Genomic DNA, 18,231 nt, shown 5'->3' on the forward strand with positions numbered 1-18,231 from the left:
CGGACCTCGGCTTTTTGGTTTGTTTCTAAACGTGATGTTGCGGCGCGTTCTAACATACGCGCCGCAAAAGGCCAGTGTCCGAAAGCCGCAGCATCGGGCTATCGGAAATCAATTGTCGGACTTATCGTCACGGGTCTGCGAACAGGCTCTCGACGGTCAGTTCCATGCCCGGTGGCGTCAGCACAATCGTGCTACCGGCCCCGAGCAATCGGGTGGTGATTTCGCCGTCTGCACAGTCCCGCCGGTGATGGATCACCCGCCGGTCGTCGTAGACGATGAGGTAGTGCAGGATCGACGGCACCGAGAAGTAATCAATCAGTTTTCGGTCGACATCCGTCCGAACGCTGGAGGGCGAGATCACCTCGACCACAACGACCGGGTTTGGGGCGTATGTCTTCTCACGGTCGTAGGGACCGCACTGCACCAATGCATCGGGCTCGCGCACCGTCCGGTCGCTGACTTTAATGCCAACCCCATCGGGGAAAGCGCGGCAGTCAAGCCCGTTTGCCTGGATCGCCTGCCGCAAGGCGAGCCAAATGGTCGCCGTGCGTTCGGCGTGGCTCACCCGCTCCGACTGCAGACGGACGGCGTCCCCTTCGATCAGCTCATAGCGTTCGCCCTCACCCCAGCTTTCGGCCCAGGTGAAGAATTCGTCCGCGCTCATCGCGGCTGTTCTGGCGGCTTCGGCGCTCATGCCTTCACCTTATCACATCCAGAGCCAGCCAAGGACTGGCGAATTAACGGTCCACTTCTCCAAAAACGATGTCGAGCGAGCCGAGAATGGCGGAGACGTCGGCCAACATGTGCTTGCGGCACATGAAGTCCATCGCCTGGAGATGGGCAAAACCCGGCGCCTTGATCTTGCAGCGGTGCGGCTTGTTCGTGCCGTCCGCAACAAGGTAGACGCCGAACTCGCCTTTCGGCGCCTCGACGGCACAGTAAACCTCACCCGCCGGTACGTGGAAGCCCTCGGTGTACAGCTTGAAGTGATGGATCAGGGCTTCCATCGAACGCTTCATCTGTCCGCGGCTCGGCGGTACGACCTTGCCCTCAGTTGAGGACACCGGCCCGAGCCGCTCCTTGCCCGACAGGCGCTCGACGCACTGCTTCATGATCTTCACGGATTCACGCATCTCGACCATGCGGATGAGATAGCGATCGTAGCAGTCACCGTTCTTGCCGATCGGGATGTCGAAATCCATGTCGGCGTAGCACTCGTAGGGCTGCGACTTCCGCAGATCCCACGCAGCGCCAGAGCCGCGCACCATCACGCCCGAGAAGCCGAGCGCCCAGCAATCCTCGATACCGATGACGCCAATGTCGACATTTCGCTGCTTGAAGATGCGGTTGCCGGTCAGAAGCTCGTCGATGTCGTCGAGGGTCGCGAGGAACGGGTCGCACCAGGCGCCGATGTCATCGACCAGTTCGGGCGGCAGATCGAGATGGACGCCACCCGGCCGGAAGTAGGCGGCGTGCATGCGCGAGCCGGACGCACGCTCGTAGAACACCATCAGCTTCTCGCGCTGCTCGAAACCCCAGAGTGGCGGGGTAAGCGCGCCGACGTCCATCGCCTGCGTGGTGACGTTGAGGAGATGCGACAGGATGCGGCCGATCTCGGAGTAGAGCACCCGGATCAGCTGCGCGCGGATCGGAACTGTTACCTCTGTCAGCTTCTCGACCGCGAGGCAGAAGGCATGTTCCTGATTCATCGGCGCGACGTAGTCGAGCCGGTCGAAATAGGGGATCGCCTGCAGGTAGGTCTTCGCCTCGATCAGCTTTTCCGTGCCGCGGTGCAAGAGGCCGATATGCGGATCGACGCGCTCGACGATCTCGCCATCGAGCTCGAGCACGAGCCGAAGAACGCCATGCGCCGCCGGATGCTGCGGGCCGAAGTTGATATTGAAGTTGCGGACGTCGATTTCAGCCATGGCTGTGTATCCTGTTCGGCAGTTGTCGCTGCCCTGCCCTGTCGGACGCTTTAGTTCGCCTTGGACTTCTCATCGCCCGGCAGCACGTATTCGGTGCCTTCCCATGGCGAGAGGAAGTCGAAATTCCGGAACTCCTGTCGCAGCGCGACCGGCTCGTAGACCACCTGCTTCAGCACTTCATCATAGTGAACTTCGACAAAGCCGGTCAGCGGGAAGTCCTTGCGCAGCGGATGTCCCTCGAAACCGTAGTCGGTCAGGATCCGGCGCAGGTCAGGGTGGCCCGTGAACAGGATACCGTACAGATCGTATGCTTCGCGCTCGAACCAGTCGGCGCCAGAATAGACGCCAGTCACCGACGGAACCGGGTCGTCTTCGTTGGTGCGAACCTTGACCCGGATGCGCTGGTTCAGATGCGGCGACAGAAGATGATAGACCACGTCGAAGCGCTGCTCGCGCTCCGGATAATCGACGCCGCAGATGTCGGTAAGGTTCAGGAACTGCGCCTTGCGGTCGTCGCGCAGGAAGGTCAGGACCGCAACGATATCGGCGCGATCAACCATCAGCGTCAGTTCGCCGAAGCGGATGCTCGACCCGCCGACCTTGGCGCCGAGTGAAGTGTTGATGTGTTCGGCGAGTTCGTTCATCGGACGCGCGGGCCTCTTCTTTCAGGACGCCATGACGGGAAAGAGCGCCTAGCGCTCGATCGTCCCCGTTCGGCGGATCTTCTTCTGCAGCAGCAGCACGCCATACAGCAGCGCTTCCGCCGTCGGCGGGCAGCCCGGCACGTAGATATCGACGGGTACGACGCGGTCGCAGCCGCGCACAACCGAATAGGAATAATGGTAGTAGCCGCCGCCATTGGCGCAAGAGCCCATCGAGATGACGTAGCGTGGCTCCGGCATCTGGTCGTAGACCTTGCGCAGCGCCGGGGCCATCTTGTTGGTCAGCGTGCCCGCAACGATCATCACGTCCGACTGCCGGGGTGAGGCGCGCGGCGCGAAACCAAAGCGCTCGGCATCGTAGCGCGGCATCGACATCTGCATCATCTCGACGGCGCAGCAGGCAAGGCCGAACGTCATCCACATCAGCGAGCCCGTGCGTGCCCACTGGATGAGATCGTCCGTCGAGGTCACGAGGAAGCCCTTGTCGGCCAGTTCGTCATTGATGTCTGTCAGAAAGCGGTCCTGCGCTGGCGGCACCTGGAGCGCCGACGACCGGCTGCCCGCTTCCACCGCAGCAGCCCGCATGAAGGTCTCTCTATCGGTCAATCCCATTCGAGGGCGCCTTTCTTCCACTCATAGATGAAGCCGACGGTCAGGACGCCGAGGAAAACCATCATCGACCAGAGCCCGAACCAACCCACGGCACCGAAGGACGCTGCCCACGGAAACAGGAAGGCCACTTCGAGGTCGAAGATGATGAACAGAATCGAGACGAGGTAGAACCGCACATCGAATTTCATGCGCGAATCATCGAACGCGTCAAAACCGCACTCGTACGCCGACAGCTTCTCGTCGTCCGGCGCCTTGAAGGCGACCAGGAACGGCGACACCAGCAGCGCAAGTCCGATGAACAGCGCGACGCCGACGAAGATGATGATCGGAAGATAGGAAGCGAGAAGCTCAGGCATCGCGGCTGACCCTTGGTGCAAAAGGAGTTTGAGGGTTTCCGATTAAGCCACTCAAACTGCACATGTATCTCATATATGAACCAGGCGGTTGGCGAACAGTGCCGTCGTCAGGGTCAATGCGTCGCAGGTTCGTAAAATCGCCCTCTTCGCAATGCGGCGAGACCTAAACCCTTCCACGCCCGGAAGCAAGGCGTAGGGGCCTGCCACAGCGGGTTGTCGACCGCGGGCATCGCCCACCGGTCGGCGCAAGCGCTGGTCCCTTTTGTAACTATTCCATTCCAACCCGACACAGCAAATCGTCCGATTTGAGTTAGCTAGCTATTTAGACTTAAATAACGACAGCCTGCTACACAAGTAAGCGTCACGAAAGCTAGCGGAACGAGATTGTTGAGCATAGGGGGCTAAGGGCGTCGGCGTTAACCGTCGGCTTATTCGCTCTCCTCACCACTTTCCGTCGCCGGAAGTCCGGACGGTCCCCGCTATAGAGGTAATGAATGTTCCGTCTGGCCACCACGTCCCTGATCGGACGCCGCGTTCTCACCATCGAGACCGATTTCGACCTTGCGGCCGACATGGCGCGGGACATCGAGAACAGCGGCGGTACGCTGGTCGGGGCGGTTCCCGGCATCGCGGCTGCTGTGGCTTTTCTCGCGACCGGCCTTCGTGTCGACTGCGCGATGATGGCCGCCCCCCTCCTCGATACGGCCGACGTCACCTCCCTCGATATCCTGCGCGCGCAGGGCGTTGAGATCGTCTTCGTGACGGGCTTCGACGAATGGTACGAGGAAGAATGGCAGGAGGAAGTGGCCTACTACGCCGTTTCAGCCTGACGCGGGTATCCGCAAGAGGTTGAGCGCGTCTGTCACATGAGAGCGGACGCTATTCGCCAGCCCACTCCCCGGACGAGCGCGTTCAGCCGCTGGCCGTGACAAGGCGCAGCGGCGGTCCTGTCCGCTGCCGTTCAAATTCAATCTTATCAAAGGCGACGACCCGGTCGCGGCCGGACAGCTTGGCCTCATAGAGAGCCCTGTCGGCATCGGCGAGGAGTTCGGCGGGCGCCGTCCTGAAATCGGCGGCCGGACGCTCGGTCGCGCAGCCGATGCTGACGGTGATGTGGCTCGCCGCCGCCGACTTGGCGTGCTGGACGTTCAGCGCCGAGATCGAGGACCGGATCGCCTCCGCCACCGCGACCGCCGCCGCCGCGGAGGTGTCGGGAAGGATGACCACGATCTCCTCGCCGCCATAGCGGGCAACGCGCTCCTCCGAAAACGGCACGTTGCTGCAGATCGACAGGGCAACGAGCTGCAGGCAGGTATCGCCGGCGGGATGGCCATAGGTGTCGTTGAACGACTTGAAGCAGTCGACGTCGATCATCAGCAGCGACAACGGCATGCCGGCCTCGCCACTCTGCCGCCACGCCATCGACATCGCCTGATCGAATCCCCGGCGATTGAGAAGACCTGTCAGGGAATCGGTGAGCGAGAGCTGCAGCAGGCTCTTTTCGGAAGCATGGCGTCGCTCGGCTTGCTGCGCCAGACGCAGGCCGCCAAGCACGAGGGCCGTCGCCAGGAGAATAAACACCGCCGCGCGACCGTAGATTCCCTGATGCCAAGGCGCGAGCGCGGTCTTGCGAGACAGGCTGTAGACGATGGTCACCCCGAGCCCCTCGACGACATGGAACGCCGAAAGGCGCTCGACGCCGTCGAGCGGCGACGGCATGCGGAACACGCCGGAACGATCGCCCGCCTGAACCGCCAAGACGACAGGTGTGTTTGCGAGTGACTTCCCGATGAGCTGGGTATCGTAGGGGTTGCGGGCCATCACCGCGCCATCGGACCCCAGCATGACGACGCGGACATCGATCCCGGTGTCGAAGCTCTGGTAGAACTCGGCAAAGTAACGCGCCTCGATGGTGGCAACGAGCACGCCGTTAAAGCTGCCGTCTTCCTTGGCGATGCGCCGGCTGATCGTGATCACCCAGGTCCCGTCGGCCTCCCGGATCGCCGGGCCGACGAACAATCCGGCCTGCGTCTGGCGGCGGTGGAACTGGAAGAAGGCGCTGCGGGACTCGTTGACGACCTCATTCGCATTCTTCTCGGAGCCCGCAAGCCGCCAACCCGATTCTTCATAATAGGCAAGACCATGCAGACGCGGCACCCGCGAGAGCAGTTCGCGCATATCCGCTTGCACCGACAGCAGCTTCGACCGCGTCGGCGGCTCGGTCCCGAGGATGCGGGACAAGGAGACGAGCGCAAGGTCCGCCATCTGGAACGTATCGCCGGCGTGCTGCGCGAGCGAACGCGCCATCGTCTCGGACTGATCTTCTGCATGCTGGAGCGTTTCTTCAGCCCCTTTCCGTTCCATCAGAAACGCGCCGGCGGCTAATAGAATGAGCAGTCCGCCGGTGCAGACTCTGATCCAGCGCGAAAGCTTCAGCGACGTCAGGCTGGAAAGAGTATGCGCCATGGTCGAAACAATCCATTCACCCGCCGGGGAGGCTAGTGAACTCATCTTAACATCTCGTGCGTCGGATGAGGAAGACTGTCGTGCGCCAACAGATGGACGGGGAAAATCTCTCGCCTCACGAGAAATTCACTTACGCGGCTACGTATCGGCTCGAAAAATATAGCTAGCTACTGAGAGATGCTATTCGGTGGCCTGCAACTGCCGGCTGTCGACTTCGTGCGAGTGGTCACCCACGGTCAAGCTTCGTTCGGCGGGGTTGGAACGTGTACCCACCCTGGGGTTCGCGGATGAGGGAGCACTGGGAAACAAAGGAATGTTCTTCCGCCGACAGAGCAGGGTGCGCCCTTCGCTTCTGTCGCATCCTGACCATCCAGTGCCCCGCCGAGGTTAGGACCCAATCGATACCCATCCCTTTCCAAAATGGATGCCGGGCTTTTGCCAGGCCCAAAGGAATGCCGTGATGGGACCGCCCAAGCCGGATGTTAACGCCCCTACCATCTGAAGATGGACAGAGACCGCGCCCGCGCCTGTCAAAGGCGGGAGCCGAGCGGGCTAGCCGACGGAATAGAGCAGGCTCGAGAGGCGCTTCTGCAGGTTGGCGAGATCCGCCAGCAACGGCCCGGGGACTCCCTCCGGCGCCATCAGATCTTGCTCGAGCTGCGCGTGAACCTGCCGGATCTTGTGCTGAAGCGCAGCGCCGGCGGCTGTGACAAAAACCAGTTCTCCCGCTTTCAAGCCGCCGCCGTAACGGACAAGCCCCTTCTCCGCGAGGTGGCGCAGGACCGCCGTCGCCGTCGCCACGCGGATGCACAACCGGTCAGCGACCGTGCTGATCTCCACCGGCTCGACCGGGCTCAGCACCATCAGCACCTCATCCTGGCCGGTTTTCAGCCCGATCGCCGACAGCCGAAGCGCCAGCAAGGCGCTGGTGGATTTCGACAAGGCGATCAGCGCAGAGACGACATTGACGTCACGGTTATCGTTCGCGGAATAGTCGACAGCGTTGATTGGTAAAAACAAGCTCATCTCTAATCCTACCTCTACGGTGCGAATACTGGAAGGGTTGGTGCACTTGCTAACAAGCATTCGCAATACGTAGAAGGCACGGACCCGCGAGACTGTATCTGGCCGCCTTCGGCACAGTTGGCCAACTCCTGCAAACCTCCCCCGATTGGCGGACGATTTGAAGCCAACCCTGGCCAAGTGCCGGCTCTGGGGAGTTTGTCAGACATCGCCATTTCCGCTCTTGGAGGGTGTGGCACCCCGGGCAATCGACAGGAAACGCAGAAGGAGCCGGGTCATGATCACGACTCCGACCGAACCATGAAGATCATGCCGTGACGAAACTCGAATACCAAGCTCATGTTTTATAGCCAGCTACTATATTAGGTGGCTACCAGTTTTGTTGGGGCCGGCGGCAGCGGGCGGTGCTTGAAAAGGAAATAGAGGTCACCCGACAAGCGCCGCCAACCGCTCACCGCGACTCGTTTCGGGCATCGAGGATGACCCGAAAGGTCCGCTTCGCGCAGTCCACACGACAAGAACCTGTTCCGTAAGGAGCGGCTCTCTGCAAGAATGTGAGATGATCGAAAGAGGCTCTGCCTCGGACTGACCAGTAGAGTCGAACTACTGTTTCAGTATCTGGAGTTTCAGTTTTAATTCCATGCTTTTCAGCAAGGAGTTAAAACTGGCGCGAGTGACGGGGCTCGAACCCGCGACCTCCGGCGTGACAGGCCGGCAGGTCAGCTCGGCTTATCAGCAATAGTTTCAACTCCTTTCAGCACGGAACGGGGCCTAACGGCCCCCGAGTTGAAACTTGTTCGCGCTTACGAATCGACTCCAACCTCAAGGAAAACATCATGGAAATAAGGAAATGGCGCTCCGCCAACCGGGCGCCGACCGCCAACGGTTTTCGGCATATCGCTGAGTTCAACCTCGCGATCTCCGACGACCTGATCTTATTCGACCTTTTCGTCGTCCGAGCTCCGGACGGCTCCCTGAAGGTCTACCCGCCCCAGCATGGCGGCGTTCACGTAGCCGCCATATCGCCTGCCTTGCGCACGCGAATCATCGCCCTTGCCTCGGCTCAAATCGATTGCGAAAATCATGACCGCGCTGCCTGAATTCAACACCTCGGTCGCCGAGATCCGCACCGCCCTCATCGCGAACGGCTACCTTCCGATCCCTGCCATTGGGAAGCGCCCCGTCGTCTCTGGCTGGTCGAAGCTCGTAATGACGACCGAGACGGTCGACCGCTACATCACCGACTACCCGACCCAGACCAACACCGGCCTCCTGACGGGCCATCTGGTGGCGATCGATATTGACGCACCGGACGATGCGACCGCCGACCTGTTAGTGGGAATGGTGCTCGACCTTCCCAACGGCGCCTATGCTCCTTGCCGCGTTGGTCGCGCTCCTAAGTGCCTCTTCGTCTTCCGGACTGACGAGCCCTTGCCCAAGGCATCCACGGGCAGATACCTGATCAATGGGGAGCGTTGCGAAGTCGAAGTCCTCGGCGACGGGCAGCAGTTTATTGCCGACGGTATCCACCCTGAGACCGGCAAGCCGTACGTCTGGTCCAACGGCTCCCCCCTTGAGGTGCCGCTGGCTGACCTGCCGCTTATCACTGCCGAGACGCTTGCCACGTTCGTTGCCGACTGCACGTCGGCGCTGGCATCGCGGGGTGTGCCGGAGAAAACATTAGGGTCGGCACCGGCCCTAATGCCCGGCACCCCCTCCACCTCATCGGGCGACGGCATCTGGGCTGACATTAAGGAAGCCGCCTTCGCCAACCTCGACGCGTGGGTGCCGGCACTAGAGCTCGTGCGCCTGAAGCGCGGCACGTCCGGTTGGCACGCAGTCGCCAGCTTTCGACCGTCCAATCGTGCTGGCCTGCCCGATGCCAAGCGCAACCGAGCCCTCGAAATCTCGCCCGCCGGCATCTGCGACCATTCAGACGACAACCGCGGGTACAGCCCGATTGACTTGGTGATGGTCTGCCATGGGCTGACGCACGTCGAGGCGGCCGAATGGCTGCGGGGCAAGCTCGGGATTGGGGATGCCAAGACCTACGACGCATCGAAGGCCTTTCGGCTGCTTGCCAAGTCGGTGGCGAAAACTTGTGCAAGCGCCAACTTGGCGCCCGCATCCGGATCCCGCCCAGCCGCGGCAAACGACAACACCCCCCAGCCGCTCAACATCTTCGACTGGACATCCAACCGCTTTGCAAGCGATCCGGAACCGGTGGAGTATCTGGTGGACGGTGTCATCGAGTCTGGAATTCCGGGCATGCTTGCCGCTATGGGCGAAGTCGGAAAGTCTTTCTCCATCTTAGAGCTCCATCGCCGTATCGCGTTCGGCTCATCGAAGTTCGCCTCGCCAATCCTTGGCGGCAAGGTTGTACAAGAGGGAACGGCAGTCTTCATTTCAGGGGAGGATGACGACCGCTCAATGCGCCGCCGTCTGGACGCCATCGACCCGAACGGTGAGCGGTTCACCTCTAAAGGTGAGAAGATGATCGTCATCCCGATGCCGTCGGTACAGGGTGGCATCAAGCCGTTCTGGCGCCAGGACAAGCGTGGCGACTTCATCGAGACTGACGAGTTCCAGCGACTTCGCGACCAGCTGGCAACTATCAAAGACTTGCGCTCGGTTGCCATTGACCCGCTGCAGCTGTTCGCCGCCGTCCCCGTCAATGACGATCCTGCCGCTGGGCAGTTCGTGTGCGGCTCGATTGCCACGTTGGCGGCGCAGACGAAGGCCAACTTCTGGTTTGCGCATCACATGAAGAAAGCGGGCGGCAAGGACAAGATTGAGACTCTTGGTGATGCGCGCGACGCCATCCGCGGCACCACCGCCCTGGTCGACGGCGTGCGCGTCGCTTACGGCATGTGGTACCCCTCGCAGGAGAAGGCCATCAAGATCTGCAAGGAGATTGGTGTCCCTCACCAATCGAATCGTATCGTCTACGGCGGTGTGGTGAAGGCCAATGGCGCAGCGTCGCGCGTCATGTCCACTTATGCCCGTAACGAGTTCGGCCTGCTGGTCGACGTCACCGCCAGGCTCGCTTCGTCAGCACCGCCGCAGGCGGACCTAATGACTGCGCTCGTCATCGCCATTGAGGCTGCGGCCGCCGACCGGGCACCCTTCACCAAGACGGGGCTGTCAGGTGTGTTCGCGATGAGGGAACGTCTGCCGGAAGAGCTTCGAACTTTGTCGCGCCATCGGCTGGAAGGTCTAACGCAGCAGGCGTTGGAAGCCGGCCAGATCGTCACTGCGACGGCTAAGGGTGAGAAGGCGGGAAAGTGGCTAGACGTCCCAACGGGCATGTTTGCCTATGGCCTCGGCGAGTTCAAAGTCGGACGAACCTAGTACCGTTGCCGATACCAAGTGCCGGAAATCCCATTTCCAACATTTCCGGAAACGGGTGCTTTCCATGGAAATGGAAACGGTAAGCTATTGAAATCGTTCAATAAGCCGTTTCCATTTCCGGCGTTTCCAACATTTCCGGAAACGCTATAACTTATTGATATCATTGACGTTTCCGGATTTCCAGAGATTACCCCTACTACGTAGGGGAGGCACTGGAAATGCCTCTCCCCGTTACGGGGGTGGCGGAAATGGAAACGGCCCCATCCAATTGGACAGCAAAAATGACCCTCGACGAGATCGCCGACCGCCTTCAGCGGCTATCGCCCTGCCACCGAAACCCTCATCGGTTCCATGAAGAGAAATCCGAGCTGGTGCATGCCATCAGGAAGCTCACGGCGGCGAACGATAATGTCGCGGTGAAGTCTGCCGTTGTGTCGTGGCGGGGTGGGTGAAGGTTCGGCCTTCATACTGCGCTTTAAGCGCAGTATGATCTCGGCGTAGGTGCTATGCTGCCTTGGCCGTCTTCTTCGCGCTTACCTTCTTGAAGGGGACTTCCTCTAACTCCTCCGAAGCCGCCATGGGTTTACGCCCAAACCCATAGCTCAGGGCCATTGCGGAACGCCTCTCGGAGTAGCCTGCTGCGACCATAGGGTAATCGCTCGGCAGGCCCCATCTGCGACGGTACTGGTCCGGCGTCATGCCGAATTTGACGGAAAGATGGCGTTTCATTGATTTGAAGTGCTTACCGTCTTCCAGGCAGATTATGTATTCAGACGTGACTGACTTTTTGATCGGAACCGCTGGTTCTGGCGGGCTATCTTTCAATGGGATCGGCGCGGGCGCAACGCCAACCGAGCTCAACGCCGCGTGTACGTTCGAAATAATCGCCGGCACATCAGCGACCAAAGCGAAATTGTTTGCGAGATAGGCAGCGACAATTCTGGCCGTTAACTCAACAAGGTGGAGCGATTCCTCGCTGTTTGATTGATGCGATTTTTCCATTTTGCTCTCAAATCCAGTGAAACACCTTCGATATTTACCCGTGCTTTTGTACGCTTCAATAGATCAATTATGATTTTTTAGTTATTTAGATTTTATTATGAGCTCCGCTCAGACCCCTCCAGACGACGCCAGCCCCTTCCGGCTACACTGACAGCCAATTACCTCGACAATCGCGTCAGCGGCCCGCTGTGTGGGCGTGTGGGGGTGTTAAGCTTTGGCGGGACGGTGCGGGTGAAGCGAAAGTCGCCAAGTTGGCGAATTACGATCAAGTCGCCAACTTCGCAACTTGATTTTGAACAGCACCGGGCATTAGCGAAATAGTACACATGTCCTCCTTTGCAGCGAAATTCCGGTCACACCGAAAACATTGATCTCAAAGGATTCGATTGGCACCCGCCAATCTACTATATCTCATTAGGTAACGCGCCTGGCAGGGCGATCTGGAGACAACTATGAAATACATTGCAGACAATGATAACCAGATGATGGGCGTAACAGTTCGCACCCCGGCCGAACATGCCGCTATTGTTGCGACATGCGGCAAGGACGCCCGGCCCGTGCTGGCGTGGCCAACGCTGTCCCGCCTAAGAGGCAAGCCCGAACTGGCCCGCGCCCTGGTCGACTTTGCGAAGCTCATGGAGCCTCATAGGTCAATTGAGCTATCTGATATCGGCGACGAGGACGAAGACGAGCCAGCCGACACCGACGACATGGGCATCGACTGCCTCCAAGAGATCAAACCCTCCGAGCGGCAGATGCTGATAGCAGCGGCTCGCGTCAGCTTCACGGTGATGTCGGACGGCACCACCATCCGCAGTCATGACGCGCAAGGCCGGCGTTCCATCAACACACTCAATCACGTCACCACCATGCGGCTCGGCGACCTCCATTTCAATGGCGTCGGTGCCCTGCGGCAATGGCGGACGTCAACTTCACGATGGATGAAACCGGTTGAGCTGCTTCGGGCGCCGAAGGGCAAGAAGAAGACGCCGCGCGATCCCGCCGACGTGCGGCGGCTGGTAGCCAACGACAACGTGCCCATCGCGAAAGGCGCGTTGTTCGTTGGCGGCATGACTCGCTCGCGTGGCAACGTCACGGCGTCAGGCCGAGGCGAGCACCTTGCCTCACTTGAACAAGAGCGGACGTCGGCGCGCACTCTGGTGCGGAATGCATTGAGCAAGGCCGATCTGATGGCGCTTGATCTGGCCGTGTCGGACAGCACAGCGGAAGAGATTGGCGAGGCTTTCGGCGCACGGGGCAAGTCCGCCGAAAGGATTGGCGTCCGCAAAACTGACGAGGCGCTCAGTGAATTTATGAAAATAGCCGCGTAGTAGTGCCCTTCGACGTTCGCGGGAACGTCTTATAGTAAGAGCAGTTGCTCACACCCATTCCGTCGCCGCTGCCCTCGGCGATGGCATAGCGGGCACGATAGGCGTCTCCCGAACGTGTCGGCGCCTATCCCAGATCGCGTCTTCGGCTAGCCATTGCCGAGGCCGCGCGAGCGACATTCCTGCGGAGGTCGCCGCCCAACCATTGCTGGCCTGCGTTGCTGCGCTTGCCGGCGCTCGGGGTCGAGTGCCTGCCACGCACCCTTTTGTCTCCAATAGACAGGCCGTCGCTCTTTGCTGGGCGGCGGCCTTTATTTTTGCCCGTCCGAAAATCTGACAATTGAAAGGATGCGCGCCGATGGCCGGTCCCTGCTGGCGCGAACGCGCCCTGACGATTGCCGAGGCCGCCGAGGTCGCCTTGATGAGCCGAGCGACGCTAGATGTCTGGCAATATCGGTTTGGCCCAGACATTCTATCGGAGCGTCGTAATGGCCGCCGGTGGCTCTCTCCCTGTGACGTCACGGTGCTTAGGGCGGCCAACTCGCTAAAGGCCAATACGCCTCTTCGGCAGGCTATTCCGACGGCGATTCAGCATCTTCTCCACCTACCTCCCCCTGGCGTCTTCTTAGTTGTCGACCAGGGCAAAGCATTCGTCAGCGACGCCAATACGGCGGCACGCTTCTCCATTGAACGCGGTGCTGCCGCCATCCCAATCGGCGCGCTTGCTGCCGAGGTCGAGGATGCCTGTGCGGCGCTCTTCGAACGCGCGCCCGACCAACAAAAACCCAAAAGGATTTCCGCATGAATGCTCTCAAGCGCCTAATCGGCTCCTCACCTGCCAGCGATCTCGCCAACCTCGCAACCAGACGCGAAACGCTGGAAGCTCGGAAGCTTAAATCGGTTGCCGCCCTTGAGGCAGCTCGCGAAGCACGGAAAGCCGCCCTCGCTGGTGATGCCGATGCAGACCTTTCGAAGGTTACCGCCGCTGTGCGGGATGCTGCCGATAACCTCGAAACCATTAACTCCGTGCTAGCCGACATCGCGGAGGAAACCACTGCCGCGGAAGCCCGCCTGGCTGTTGCGAATGAAGCCGAGGCCCGTGAGAAGGCCACGAAGGATCTGACCTCCTACGCGGACCAGTTCGACAATGCCGCTGTTGCACTAGACACCGCCCTGAAGGCTGTTGCGAAAGCCCACACGGCGCTCGTGGCGGCCATCCCCGAGACGCTCTCCGTCGTGGATATCGATGGCGTAGCAATCCCGACGGAACAGATGTTACGGCGCGGCGTACCGGAAATGTACGCGTTGCAGGACGGCTATTCCGCCCCAGCTCGACCACACGACCTCGCCCGCCTCGTCCTGGCAGAAGGCCTAGCCAAGGCCGTACCATCTGCGTTTCCCTACACATTTGAAAACCAGGGCTACAGAGTGTCGCTTGACCGCGCTGCCGACATGGGAGTGCGTCCCCTTCGCAAGCATGGTGATCTCAGTCAGTTGCAGTATCAGTCGGCACGCGAAGCGGCAGCGCTGCTCGTCACCGACCGATTGCGTGCCCGAGCAGCAGCCATCGCTGCCGGCGAGACCCAGCCCGATCTCGCTGACCGAACGCCTTGGGTTCCGGTCGCACGCGTCCCTGAGACGCAGGCGATTCCCGAGGTCGAAGTCTATGCATTGCGCAACTTCAGCTATCGGCTGACGGAGGGCGGGCGGCGCACGCTGTGCGGTAATGCCTGGGTCCACTTGTTGCCTCAGGACGCAGCAAACATGGCCGTCAAAGCTGGCTTCGCCCTTCGCACCGACACACCCGAAGGCGCTAGGGCTTTTGAGATACAGCGTGCCGGCCGCGCTTCCGGACGCATCCTCGGCTCAAGCGGCAATCTCCATCCCGATGACTGCCAGGAATTCTGTGTCGGGCGCATCGCCGACGACGAAGGCGAGTGATGGCTAAAGGCCGCAACCGGCAACGTCGGAAAGTCTACGCCGCTTTAAGTGCGGAGGGAGCAAGGCGCTTCCCCCGCGATCCGCCAACGGCAAGGGGGCCCGCTCAGCCGATCCCTCATCGACCGCGCAACGACATCATCCCCCTCACTCCCAACGCAGGCAGCATGGCGGTCCAGCCATGCGCCTCAATCCCCAAGGACATCACCCGATGACAGCAGCTCCCAGCCCCGTGCCCCGCCGACGTCTCGACCCAAATAAGACGTATGTCGTGAACCTTGACTGCACGTTCTCGGAGGTTGGAGGTCCACCGGTTGCGCAGGCCGCGCCTCAGCCTACACCACAGCCAATCGTTGTGGTTCCGCCGGCACCGAAGCCGGATCCCAAGGCTGAGGCCGCGGCGATCAAGGCGTCCTGGCGGGCCGCGGCTAAGGCCTCCTTCATCGAGACAGTGCCGGAAGCGAAGAGCTTCGACCAGCCTACTGGGTCGAACGCCGGCTGGCAGTCGGCAATCGCAAAGATGAACAGGCAGAACGGGATGTAGCGATGCGGTCGGCGTCGCAGACGGCGGGACGCGGAGGGGTGCCCCCGTGGGTCAGGGACCGTCTGATTGAGCGCCACTACATCGGGGACGCAGCCCTCATTCCTCACTGATTGGAGTCGAAAAAATGGTGTCCGCGGACAGACAGGGCATCTCTATACGCGAGTTCGCCAAGCGTGCCGGATGCGATGAGAAAGTCGTGCGGCGAAAGGTCCAGACTGCCCACATCACAAGGCTCCCCAATGGAAAGCTGGATCCGAACTATCTCCGAGTCGACTGGCGCCGTGGCGAGCGTCCAGGTGTCCGCGCTGCGGACAGTTCGTCGCACGATGCGGACAGCCAGCCGTCACTACCACTCGATTTTTTCGAGGGACGGAAACTCTGGACCATCGTGGAAGCCGAGCGCGTCAAAGAGAATTACGCGGCGCGTTTGAAAAAACTTCAATTCGACCAGCAGAGCGCTCAAGTCGTGGAAATTGACGATGTAATCGAACACGTTCGCGCCGAGTATAAGATCGTGCGCGACGCGTTCGTTGGCTTGGGTGCAGCTGTGGCCGGGCAGATCGTAGTTAGCCGCGACCCAGAACAAATTCACAGCCTGATCGACGACGAGATCCACCGGCGACTGACCGTGCTGACGACGCTGGATCCTGCCTAACACCCCCCCCATTCAAAGGAAATCCGATGTCCAATTCCGCCACCAACGGCGAAGACCGCGACGAGTCTATCTTCGAACGCCTGGCGCGTGAGAGCGCCGAGCGCTCTTCCCCGGCGGACGAACGTGGTGCGCTATTCGAACGTCTTCGCGAATTTGACGCTGCTGGGGGTGTGCCCAATTCTGAGCAGCCCCCTGGAGAGGGTGTCCCCAATTGTGGGGAAGCTCCCGCAGAGCCGGACGAGGCTAATGCTGAACGCGACATTGAGTTGAGTGAACCATTCAAGCTGACGCCCGTCAGCTATGACGTTGTGCCCAACGTGGTCATCCCGCTTGCCTTTCCCTTTACCGTGGAAGGCCAGCCGCGGACAGCCTCCATTGAGCTACGTCCACCTCGACTGGACTTCTTCCAGGCTGAAGCAGCGGGCCGCATTCCGAGGGCCGAGATGATTGCAGAGATGGCGGGCGTTCCGGTCTCCGTCATCAACGCTATGCGGTGGCCAGATGCCGAGCGCGTCTTGGCCTTTGCCGGCGACATGACCCCGAACCTTTCCGGAGAATAACCAATGGCCTGGCTTACCTCAGACCTCGTCCTTACCCTACATGACAAAGTGTCTGGTGCCGCCAAGCAAATAGACCTATCGCTTGATAATCTAAGCCGTCGCCAGAATGCGCTCGGAAGCGGTATGATGACATCTACCGGAGCCACTGCCAAAGCCGGCGCGGCTTTCGGCATGTACGCCAGAAGCGCAGCCACGGCGGCCGCCCCCCTTGCTGCGGCGTTGGGTGCCAACGAGATCGTCACGTCAGCAGCTCAGTTCGAGTCCTCGCTGACCAACATCCAGAAGAAAGCGGGCACGACCGCCGATCAGACCCGCCAGCTAGGCGAGGACATCAAGGAACTGGCTACGTCTGGCATTCTTGCATCACCAATTGAGGACATCGCCGCTGCCTACGAGCGTGGCGCGGCGGCCGGTATCCCCTTGGACGACCTCAAACAGTTCGCGCTTCTCTCGGCGAAGGCTGCGGATGCGTTCGAAATGTCGGCAACCGACGTCGGCAACGCATCTGCAGGCTTCAGCACCGTTCTTAAAATCCCAATGAACGAGATGCAGCGGTACTTCGACCTCATCAACGGTCTTGCGGACTCGGGTATCGCTGATGAAAGCGGGATCGTGGGCTACATCGACCAAGCTGGCTCAATGGCGAAGACCTTTGGTCTGGTCCCGAATGAGATCGCAGCGATTGGCGCGTCTCTTGCCAACTTGAAAGTCCCAGCAAGCAAGGCGGCGACAGCTACCAACTCCATCTTCACCAAGCTGCTCGCGCCAAACTCACTGTCGAAGAACGCGAAGGAAGCCTTCCATACGCTGATCAAAGACGACAAGAAGTTCGGGAAGCAACTCGCCACCGGCAAGTCGGCTGAGGCGTTCGTAGGTGTGCTTGAATCGTTGAAGGCATTAAAGGCAGAGGCGCGTGCTGGCATTGCCGCGGACCTTTTTGGCCAGGAACATCTCGATACCGTTCTGCAAATGGTGGAGGGCATTGAGGAGGTAAAGCGCAATTTTGCTTATGCTGGTGACCAATCCAAGTGGTTCGGCTCTCTGGACAAGAGCTACGCACTCAAGCTCGACGACATGCAGTCCCAGTGGCAGCTGTTTCGTAACAATCTTGAGGCGTTGTCGATCGATCTCGGGACGCTCATCCTGGCGCCAGCTGCGGGCTTCCTTGGCGACGCTACCGAGTCCATCCGCTCGTTCACGGATGCCATTCGAGACGCGAAGACGACGTACAACACCCTTCAGAGCGCGATAACGGGAAGGGCGACTGAGGGCGATTTTTATGAGCCTAATTTTGTCGATAAATACCTCCCGCGCCGGTTCAGCCGCTCTGCTCAAGAAGCAGATCTTCTCGCTAAACAGCGTGAAAAGGAGCTCATCAAAAAGAGCCCCAAGTCGGGGGCGGTTGGGCTTATGGCAGCTCGCGACACTGAAGGCGTCGACTCCGCCGCTCTTTTGATGAAGGGCCGCAATTTCGTACGTCGCGCCACTGGCGAGACGTACGCCGATAAAAAAGAAACCGGCGATATTCTCGCGCGCAACCGAGCTGCCGCTGCGGCTGTCCGGGCAGCCAACGGCGAGCCGAACGCAGCAGCCAACCTCGACGCTGAGATTGCCGCCCTGAGAGCGAAACGGGAAGAGTTCAACAAGACCTACGGCAGCCGCGTGTCCCCACCGGTCACCCCGTTCAAGAAGCCTTCCGAACCCTTTGGCGACCTCGGCCACAAGACTGGGGTTATGGCGCTACCGACGCCTCGTCCAGTCCCGCTCCCGTCCACTCGTCCCGACCCGGCGGCAGCTACGCCTGTT

General features: G+C 60.5%; 18 protein-coding genes. 10 read left to right on the forward strand and 8 right to left on the reverse strand.

Features of this window, described 5'->3' with window-relative positions:
- Positions 1-127: 127 nt before the first annotated feature.
- From ACZLZY_RS10750 to ACZLZY_RS10770, 5 genes are read right to left on the reverse strand one after another with little or no spacing between them, the layout of a single operon-like run.
- The gene (locus ACZLZY_RS10750; protein ID WP_472933537.1) at positions 128-694 is read right to left on the reverse strand and encodes a Uma2 family endonuclease; all 567 of its coding nucleotides are present in this window, start codon (positions 692-694) and stop codon (positions 128-130) included.
- A gap of 43 nt (positions 695-737) precedes the next feature.
- Positions 738-1,928, reverse strand: coding sequence for an NADH-quinone oxidoreductase subunit D (locus tag ACZLZY_RS10755; protein WP_472933538.1), 1,191 nt, complete (start codon positions 1,926-1,928; stop codon positions 738-740).
- Between the two features lie 50 nt (positions 1,929-1,978).
- The gene (locus ACZLZY_RS10760) at positions 1,979-2,572 is read right to left on the reverse strand and encodes an NADH-quinone oxidoreductase subunit C (protein WP_472933539.1); all 594 of its coding nucleotides are present in this window, start codon (positions 2,570-2,572) and stop codon (positions 1,979-1,981) included.
- 48 nt (positions 2,573-2,620) lie between these two features.
- Entirely contained in the window at positions 2,621-3,202 is a 582-nt protein-coding gene (locus ACZLZY_RS10765; protein WP_472933540.1) for a NuoB/complex I 20 kDa subunit family protein, read from the reverse strand.
- Entirely contained in the window at positions 3,193-3,558 is a 366-nt protein-coding gene (locus ACZLZY_RS10770) for an NADH-quinone oxidoreductase subunit A (RefSeq protein WP_472933541.1), read from the reverse strand. Before ACZLZY_RS10770 ends, ACZLZY_RS10765 begins: the two co-directional genes overlap by 10 nt.
- 494 nt (positions 3,559-4,052) lie before the next feature.
- Here ACZLZY_RS10770 and ACZLZY_RS10775 point away from each other — a divergent pair, with 494 nt between their 5' ends.
- Positions 4,053-4,388 carry a hypothetical protein gene (locus ACZLZY_RS10775; RefSeq protein ID WP_472933542.1) on the forward strand — a complete coding sequence of 112 codons (336 nt, stop codon included), beginning with the start codon at positions 4,053-4,055 and terminating at the stop codon, positions 4,386-4,388.
- A gap of 82 nt (positions 4,389-4,470) precedes the next feature.
- Here ACZLZY_RS10775 and ACZLZY_RS10780 read toward each other — a convergent pair whose 3' ends face one another.
- Together ACZLZY_RS10780 and ACZLZY_RS10785 are read right to left on the reverse strand one after the other, a co-directional pair.
- A complete protein-coding gene (locus ACZLZY_RS10780) occupies positions 4,471-6,024 on the reverse strand; it encodes a sensor domain-containing diguanylate cyclase (protein ID WP_472933543.1) in 1,554 nt (517 codons plus the stop codon).
- Positions 6,025-6,576: 552 nt separating this feature from the next.
- Positions 6,577-7,110: a MarR family winged helix-turn-helix transcriptional regulator gene (locus tag ACZLZY_RS10785; protein ID WP_472933544.1), complete on the reverse strand. Its 534-nt coding sequence runs from the start codon at positions 7,108-7,110 to the stop codon at positions 6,577-6,579.
- Positions 7,111-8,130: 1,020 nt separating this feature from the next.
- Between ACZLZY_RS10785 and ACZLZY_RS10790 the strand changes: the two genes are divergently transcribed.
- Positions 8,131-10,398 carry an AAA family ATPase gene (locus ACZLZY_RS10790; protein ID WP_472933545.1) on the forward strand — a complete coding sequence of 756 codons (2,268 nt, stop codon included), beginning with the start codon at positions 8,131-8,133 and terminating at the stop codon, positions 10,396-10,398.
- A 281-nt stretch (positions 10,399-10,679) separates the two neighbouring features.
- A complete protein-coding gene (locus ACZLZY_RS10795; protein ID WP_472933546.1) occupies positions 10,680-10,850 on the forward strand; it encodes a hypothetical protein in 171 nt (56 codons plus the stop codon).
- 52 nt (positions 10,851-10,902) lie between these two features.
- On the opposite strand, the gene ACZLZY_RS10800 is transcribed toward ACZLZY_RS10795, so the two are convergent.
- A complete protein-coding gene (locus ACZLZY_RS10800) occupies positions 10,903-11,400 on the reverse strand; it encodes a Ros/MucR family transcriptional regulator (RefSeq protein WP_472933547.1) in 498 nt (165 codons plus the stop codon).
- Between the two features lie 452 nt (positions 11,401-11,852).
- On the opposite strand from ACZLZY_RS10800, the gene ACZLZY_RS10805 reads away from it, so the two are divergent.
- The 7 genes from ACZLZY_RS10805 to ACZLZY_RS10835 all read left to right on the forward strand — a co-directional run.
- A complete protein-coding gene (locus ACZLZY_RS10805) occupies positions 11,853-12,731 on the forward strand; it encodes a hypothetical protein (protein WP_472933548.1) in 879 nt (292 codons plus the stop codon).
- 355 nt (positions 12,732-13,086) lie between these two features.
- Positions 13,087-13,533: a hypothetical protein gene (locus tag ACZLZY_RS10810; RefSeq protein ID WP_472933549.1), complete on the forward strand. Its 447-nt coding sequence runs from the start codon at positions 13,087-13,089 to the stop codon at positions 13,531-13,533.
- Complete coding sequence (locus ACZLZY_RS10815; RefSeq protein WP_472933550.1) at positions 13,530-14,669, forward strand: hypothetical protein; 1,140 nt, start codon at positions 13,530-13,532, stop codon at positions 14,667-14,669. The genes ACZLZY_RS10810 and ACZLZY_RS10815 overlap by 4 nt, the downstream gene beginning before the upstream one ends.
- A gap of 208 nt (positions 14,670-14,877) precedes the next feature.
- The gene (locus ACZLZY_RS10820; RefSeq protein WP_472933551.1) at positions 14,878-15,210 is read left to right on the forward strand and encodes a hypothetical protein; all 333 of its coding nucleotides are present in this window, start codon (positions 14,878-14,880) and stop codon (positions 15,208-15,210) included.
- Positions 15,211-15,334: 124 nt separating this feature from the next.
- Positions 15,335-15,865 (forward strand): hypothetical protein, encoded by a 531-nt coding sequence (locus ACZLZY_RS10825; RefSeq protein ID WP_472933552.1) that lies wholly within the window; start codon positions 15,335-15,337, stop codon positions 15,863-15,865.
- Between the two features lie 26 nt (positions 15,866-15,891).
- The gene (locus ACZLZY_RS10830) at positions 15,892-16,425 is read left to right on the forward strand and encodes a phage tail assembly protein (protein WP_472933553.1); all 534 of its coding nucleotides are present in this window, start codon (positions 15,892-15,894) and stop codon (positions 16,423-16,425) included.
- Positions 16,426-16,428: 3 nt separating this feature from the next.
- Positions 16,429-18,231 (forward strand): phage tail tape measure protein (locus ACZLZY_RS10835; RefSeq protein ID WP_472933554.1); only part of this gene is annotated, 1,803 nt, incomplete at its 3' end.

The organism is Mesocryomonas lacus, assembly GCF_055730135.2.

What these genes read in the sequence shown, in the direction of transcription:
- ACZLZY_RS10800 (WP_472933547.1), bottom strand. Translation starts at nt 11,400, where the DNA reads ATGGAAAAATCGCATCAATCAAACAGCGAGGAATCGCTCCACCTTGTT.
- ACZLZY_RS10785 (WP_472933544.1), bottom strand. Translation starts at nt 7,110, where the DNA reads ATGCTTGTTAGCAAGTGCACCAACCCTTCCAGTATTCGCACCGTAGAG.
- ACZLZY_RS10765 (WP_472933540.1), bottom strand. Translation starts at nt 3,202, where the DNA reads ATGGGATTGACCGATAGAGAGACCTTCATGCGGGCTGCTGCGGTGGAA.
- ACZLZY_RS10830 (WP_472933553.1), top strand. Translation starts at nt 15,892, where the DNA reads ATGTCCAATTCCGCCACCAACGGCGAAGACCGCGACGAGTCTATCTTC.
- ACZLZY_RS10775 (WP_472933542.1), top strand. Translation starts at nt 4,053, where the DNA reads ATGTTCCGTCTGGCCACCACGTCCCTGATCGGACGCCGCGTTCTCACC.
- ACZLZY_RS10790 (WP_472933545.1), top strand. Translation starts at nt 8,131, where the DNA reads ATGACCGCGCTGCCTGAATTCAACACCTCGGTCGCCGAGATCCGCACC.
- ACZLZY_RS10810 (WP_472933549.1), top strand. Translation starts at nt 13,087, where the DNA reads ATGGCCGGTCCCTGCTGGCGCGAACGCGCCCTGACGATTGCCGAGGCC.
- ACZLZY_RS10820 (WP_472933551.1), top strand. Translation starts at nt 14,878, where the DNA reads ATGACAGCAGCTCCCAGCCCCGTGCCCCGCCGACGTCTCGACCCAAAT.
- ACZLZY_RS10825 (WP_472933552.1), top strand. Translation starts at nt 15,335, where the DNA reads ATGGTGTCCGCGGACAGACAGGGCATCTCTATACGCGAGTTCGCCAAG.
- ACZLZY_RS10805 (WP_472933548.1), top strand. Translation starts at nt 11,853, where the DNA reads ATGAAATACATTGCAGACAATGATAACCAGATGATGGGCGTAACAGTT.
- ACZLZY_RS10815 (WP_472933550.1), top strand. Translation starts at nt 13,530, where the DNA reads ATGAATGCTCTCAAGCGCCTAATCGGCTCCTCACCTGCCAGCGATCTC.
- ACZLZY_RS10795 (WP_472933546.1), top strand. Translation starts at nt 10,680, where the DNA reads ATGACCCTCGACGAGATCGCCGACCGCCTTCAGCGGCTATCGCCCTGC.
- ACZLZY_RS10770 (WP_472933541.1), bottom strand. Translation starts at nt 3,558, where the DNA reads ATGCCTGAGCTTCTCGCTTCCTATCTTCCGATCATCATCTTCGTCGGC.
- ACZLZY_RS10755 (WP_472933538.1), bottom strand. Translation starts at nt 1,928, where the DNA reads ATGGCTGAAATCGACGTCCGCAACTTCAATATCAACTTCGGCCCGCAG.
- ACZLZY_RS10760 (WP_472933539.1), bottom strand. Translation starts at nt 2,572, where the DNA reads ATGAACGAACTCGCCGAACACATCAACACTTCACTCGGCGCCAAGGTC.
- ACZLZY_RS10750 (WP_472933537.1), bottom strand. Translation starts at nt 694, where the DNA reads ATGAGCGCCGAAGCCGCCAGAACAGCCGCGATGAGCGCGGACGAATTC.
- ACZLZY_RS10780 (WP_472933543.1), bottom strand. Translation starts at nt 6,024, where the DNA reads ATGGCGCATACTCTTTCCAGCCTGACGTCGCTGAAGCTTTCGCGCTGG.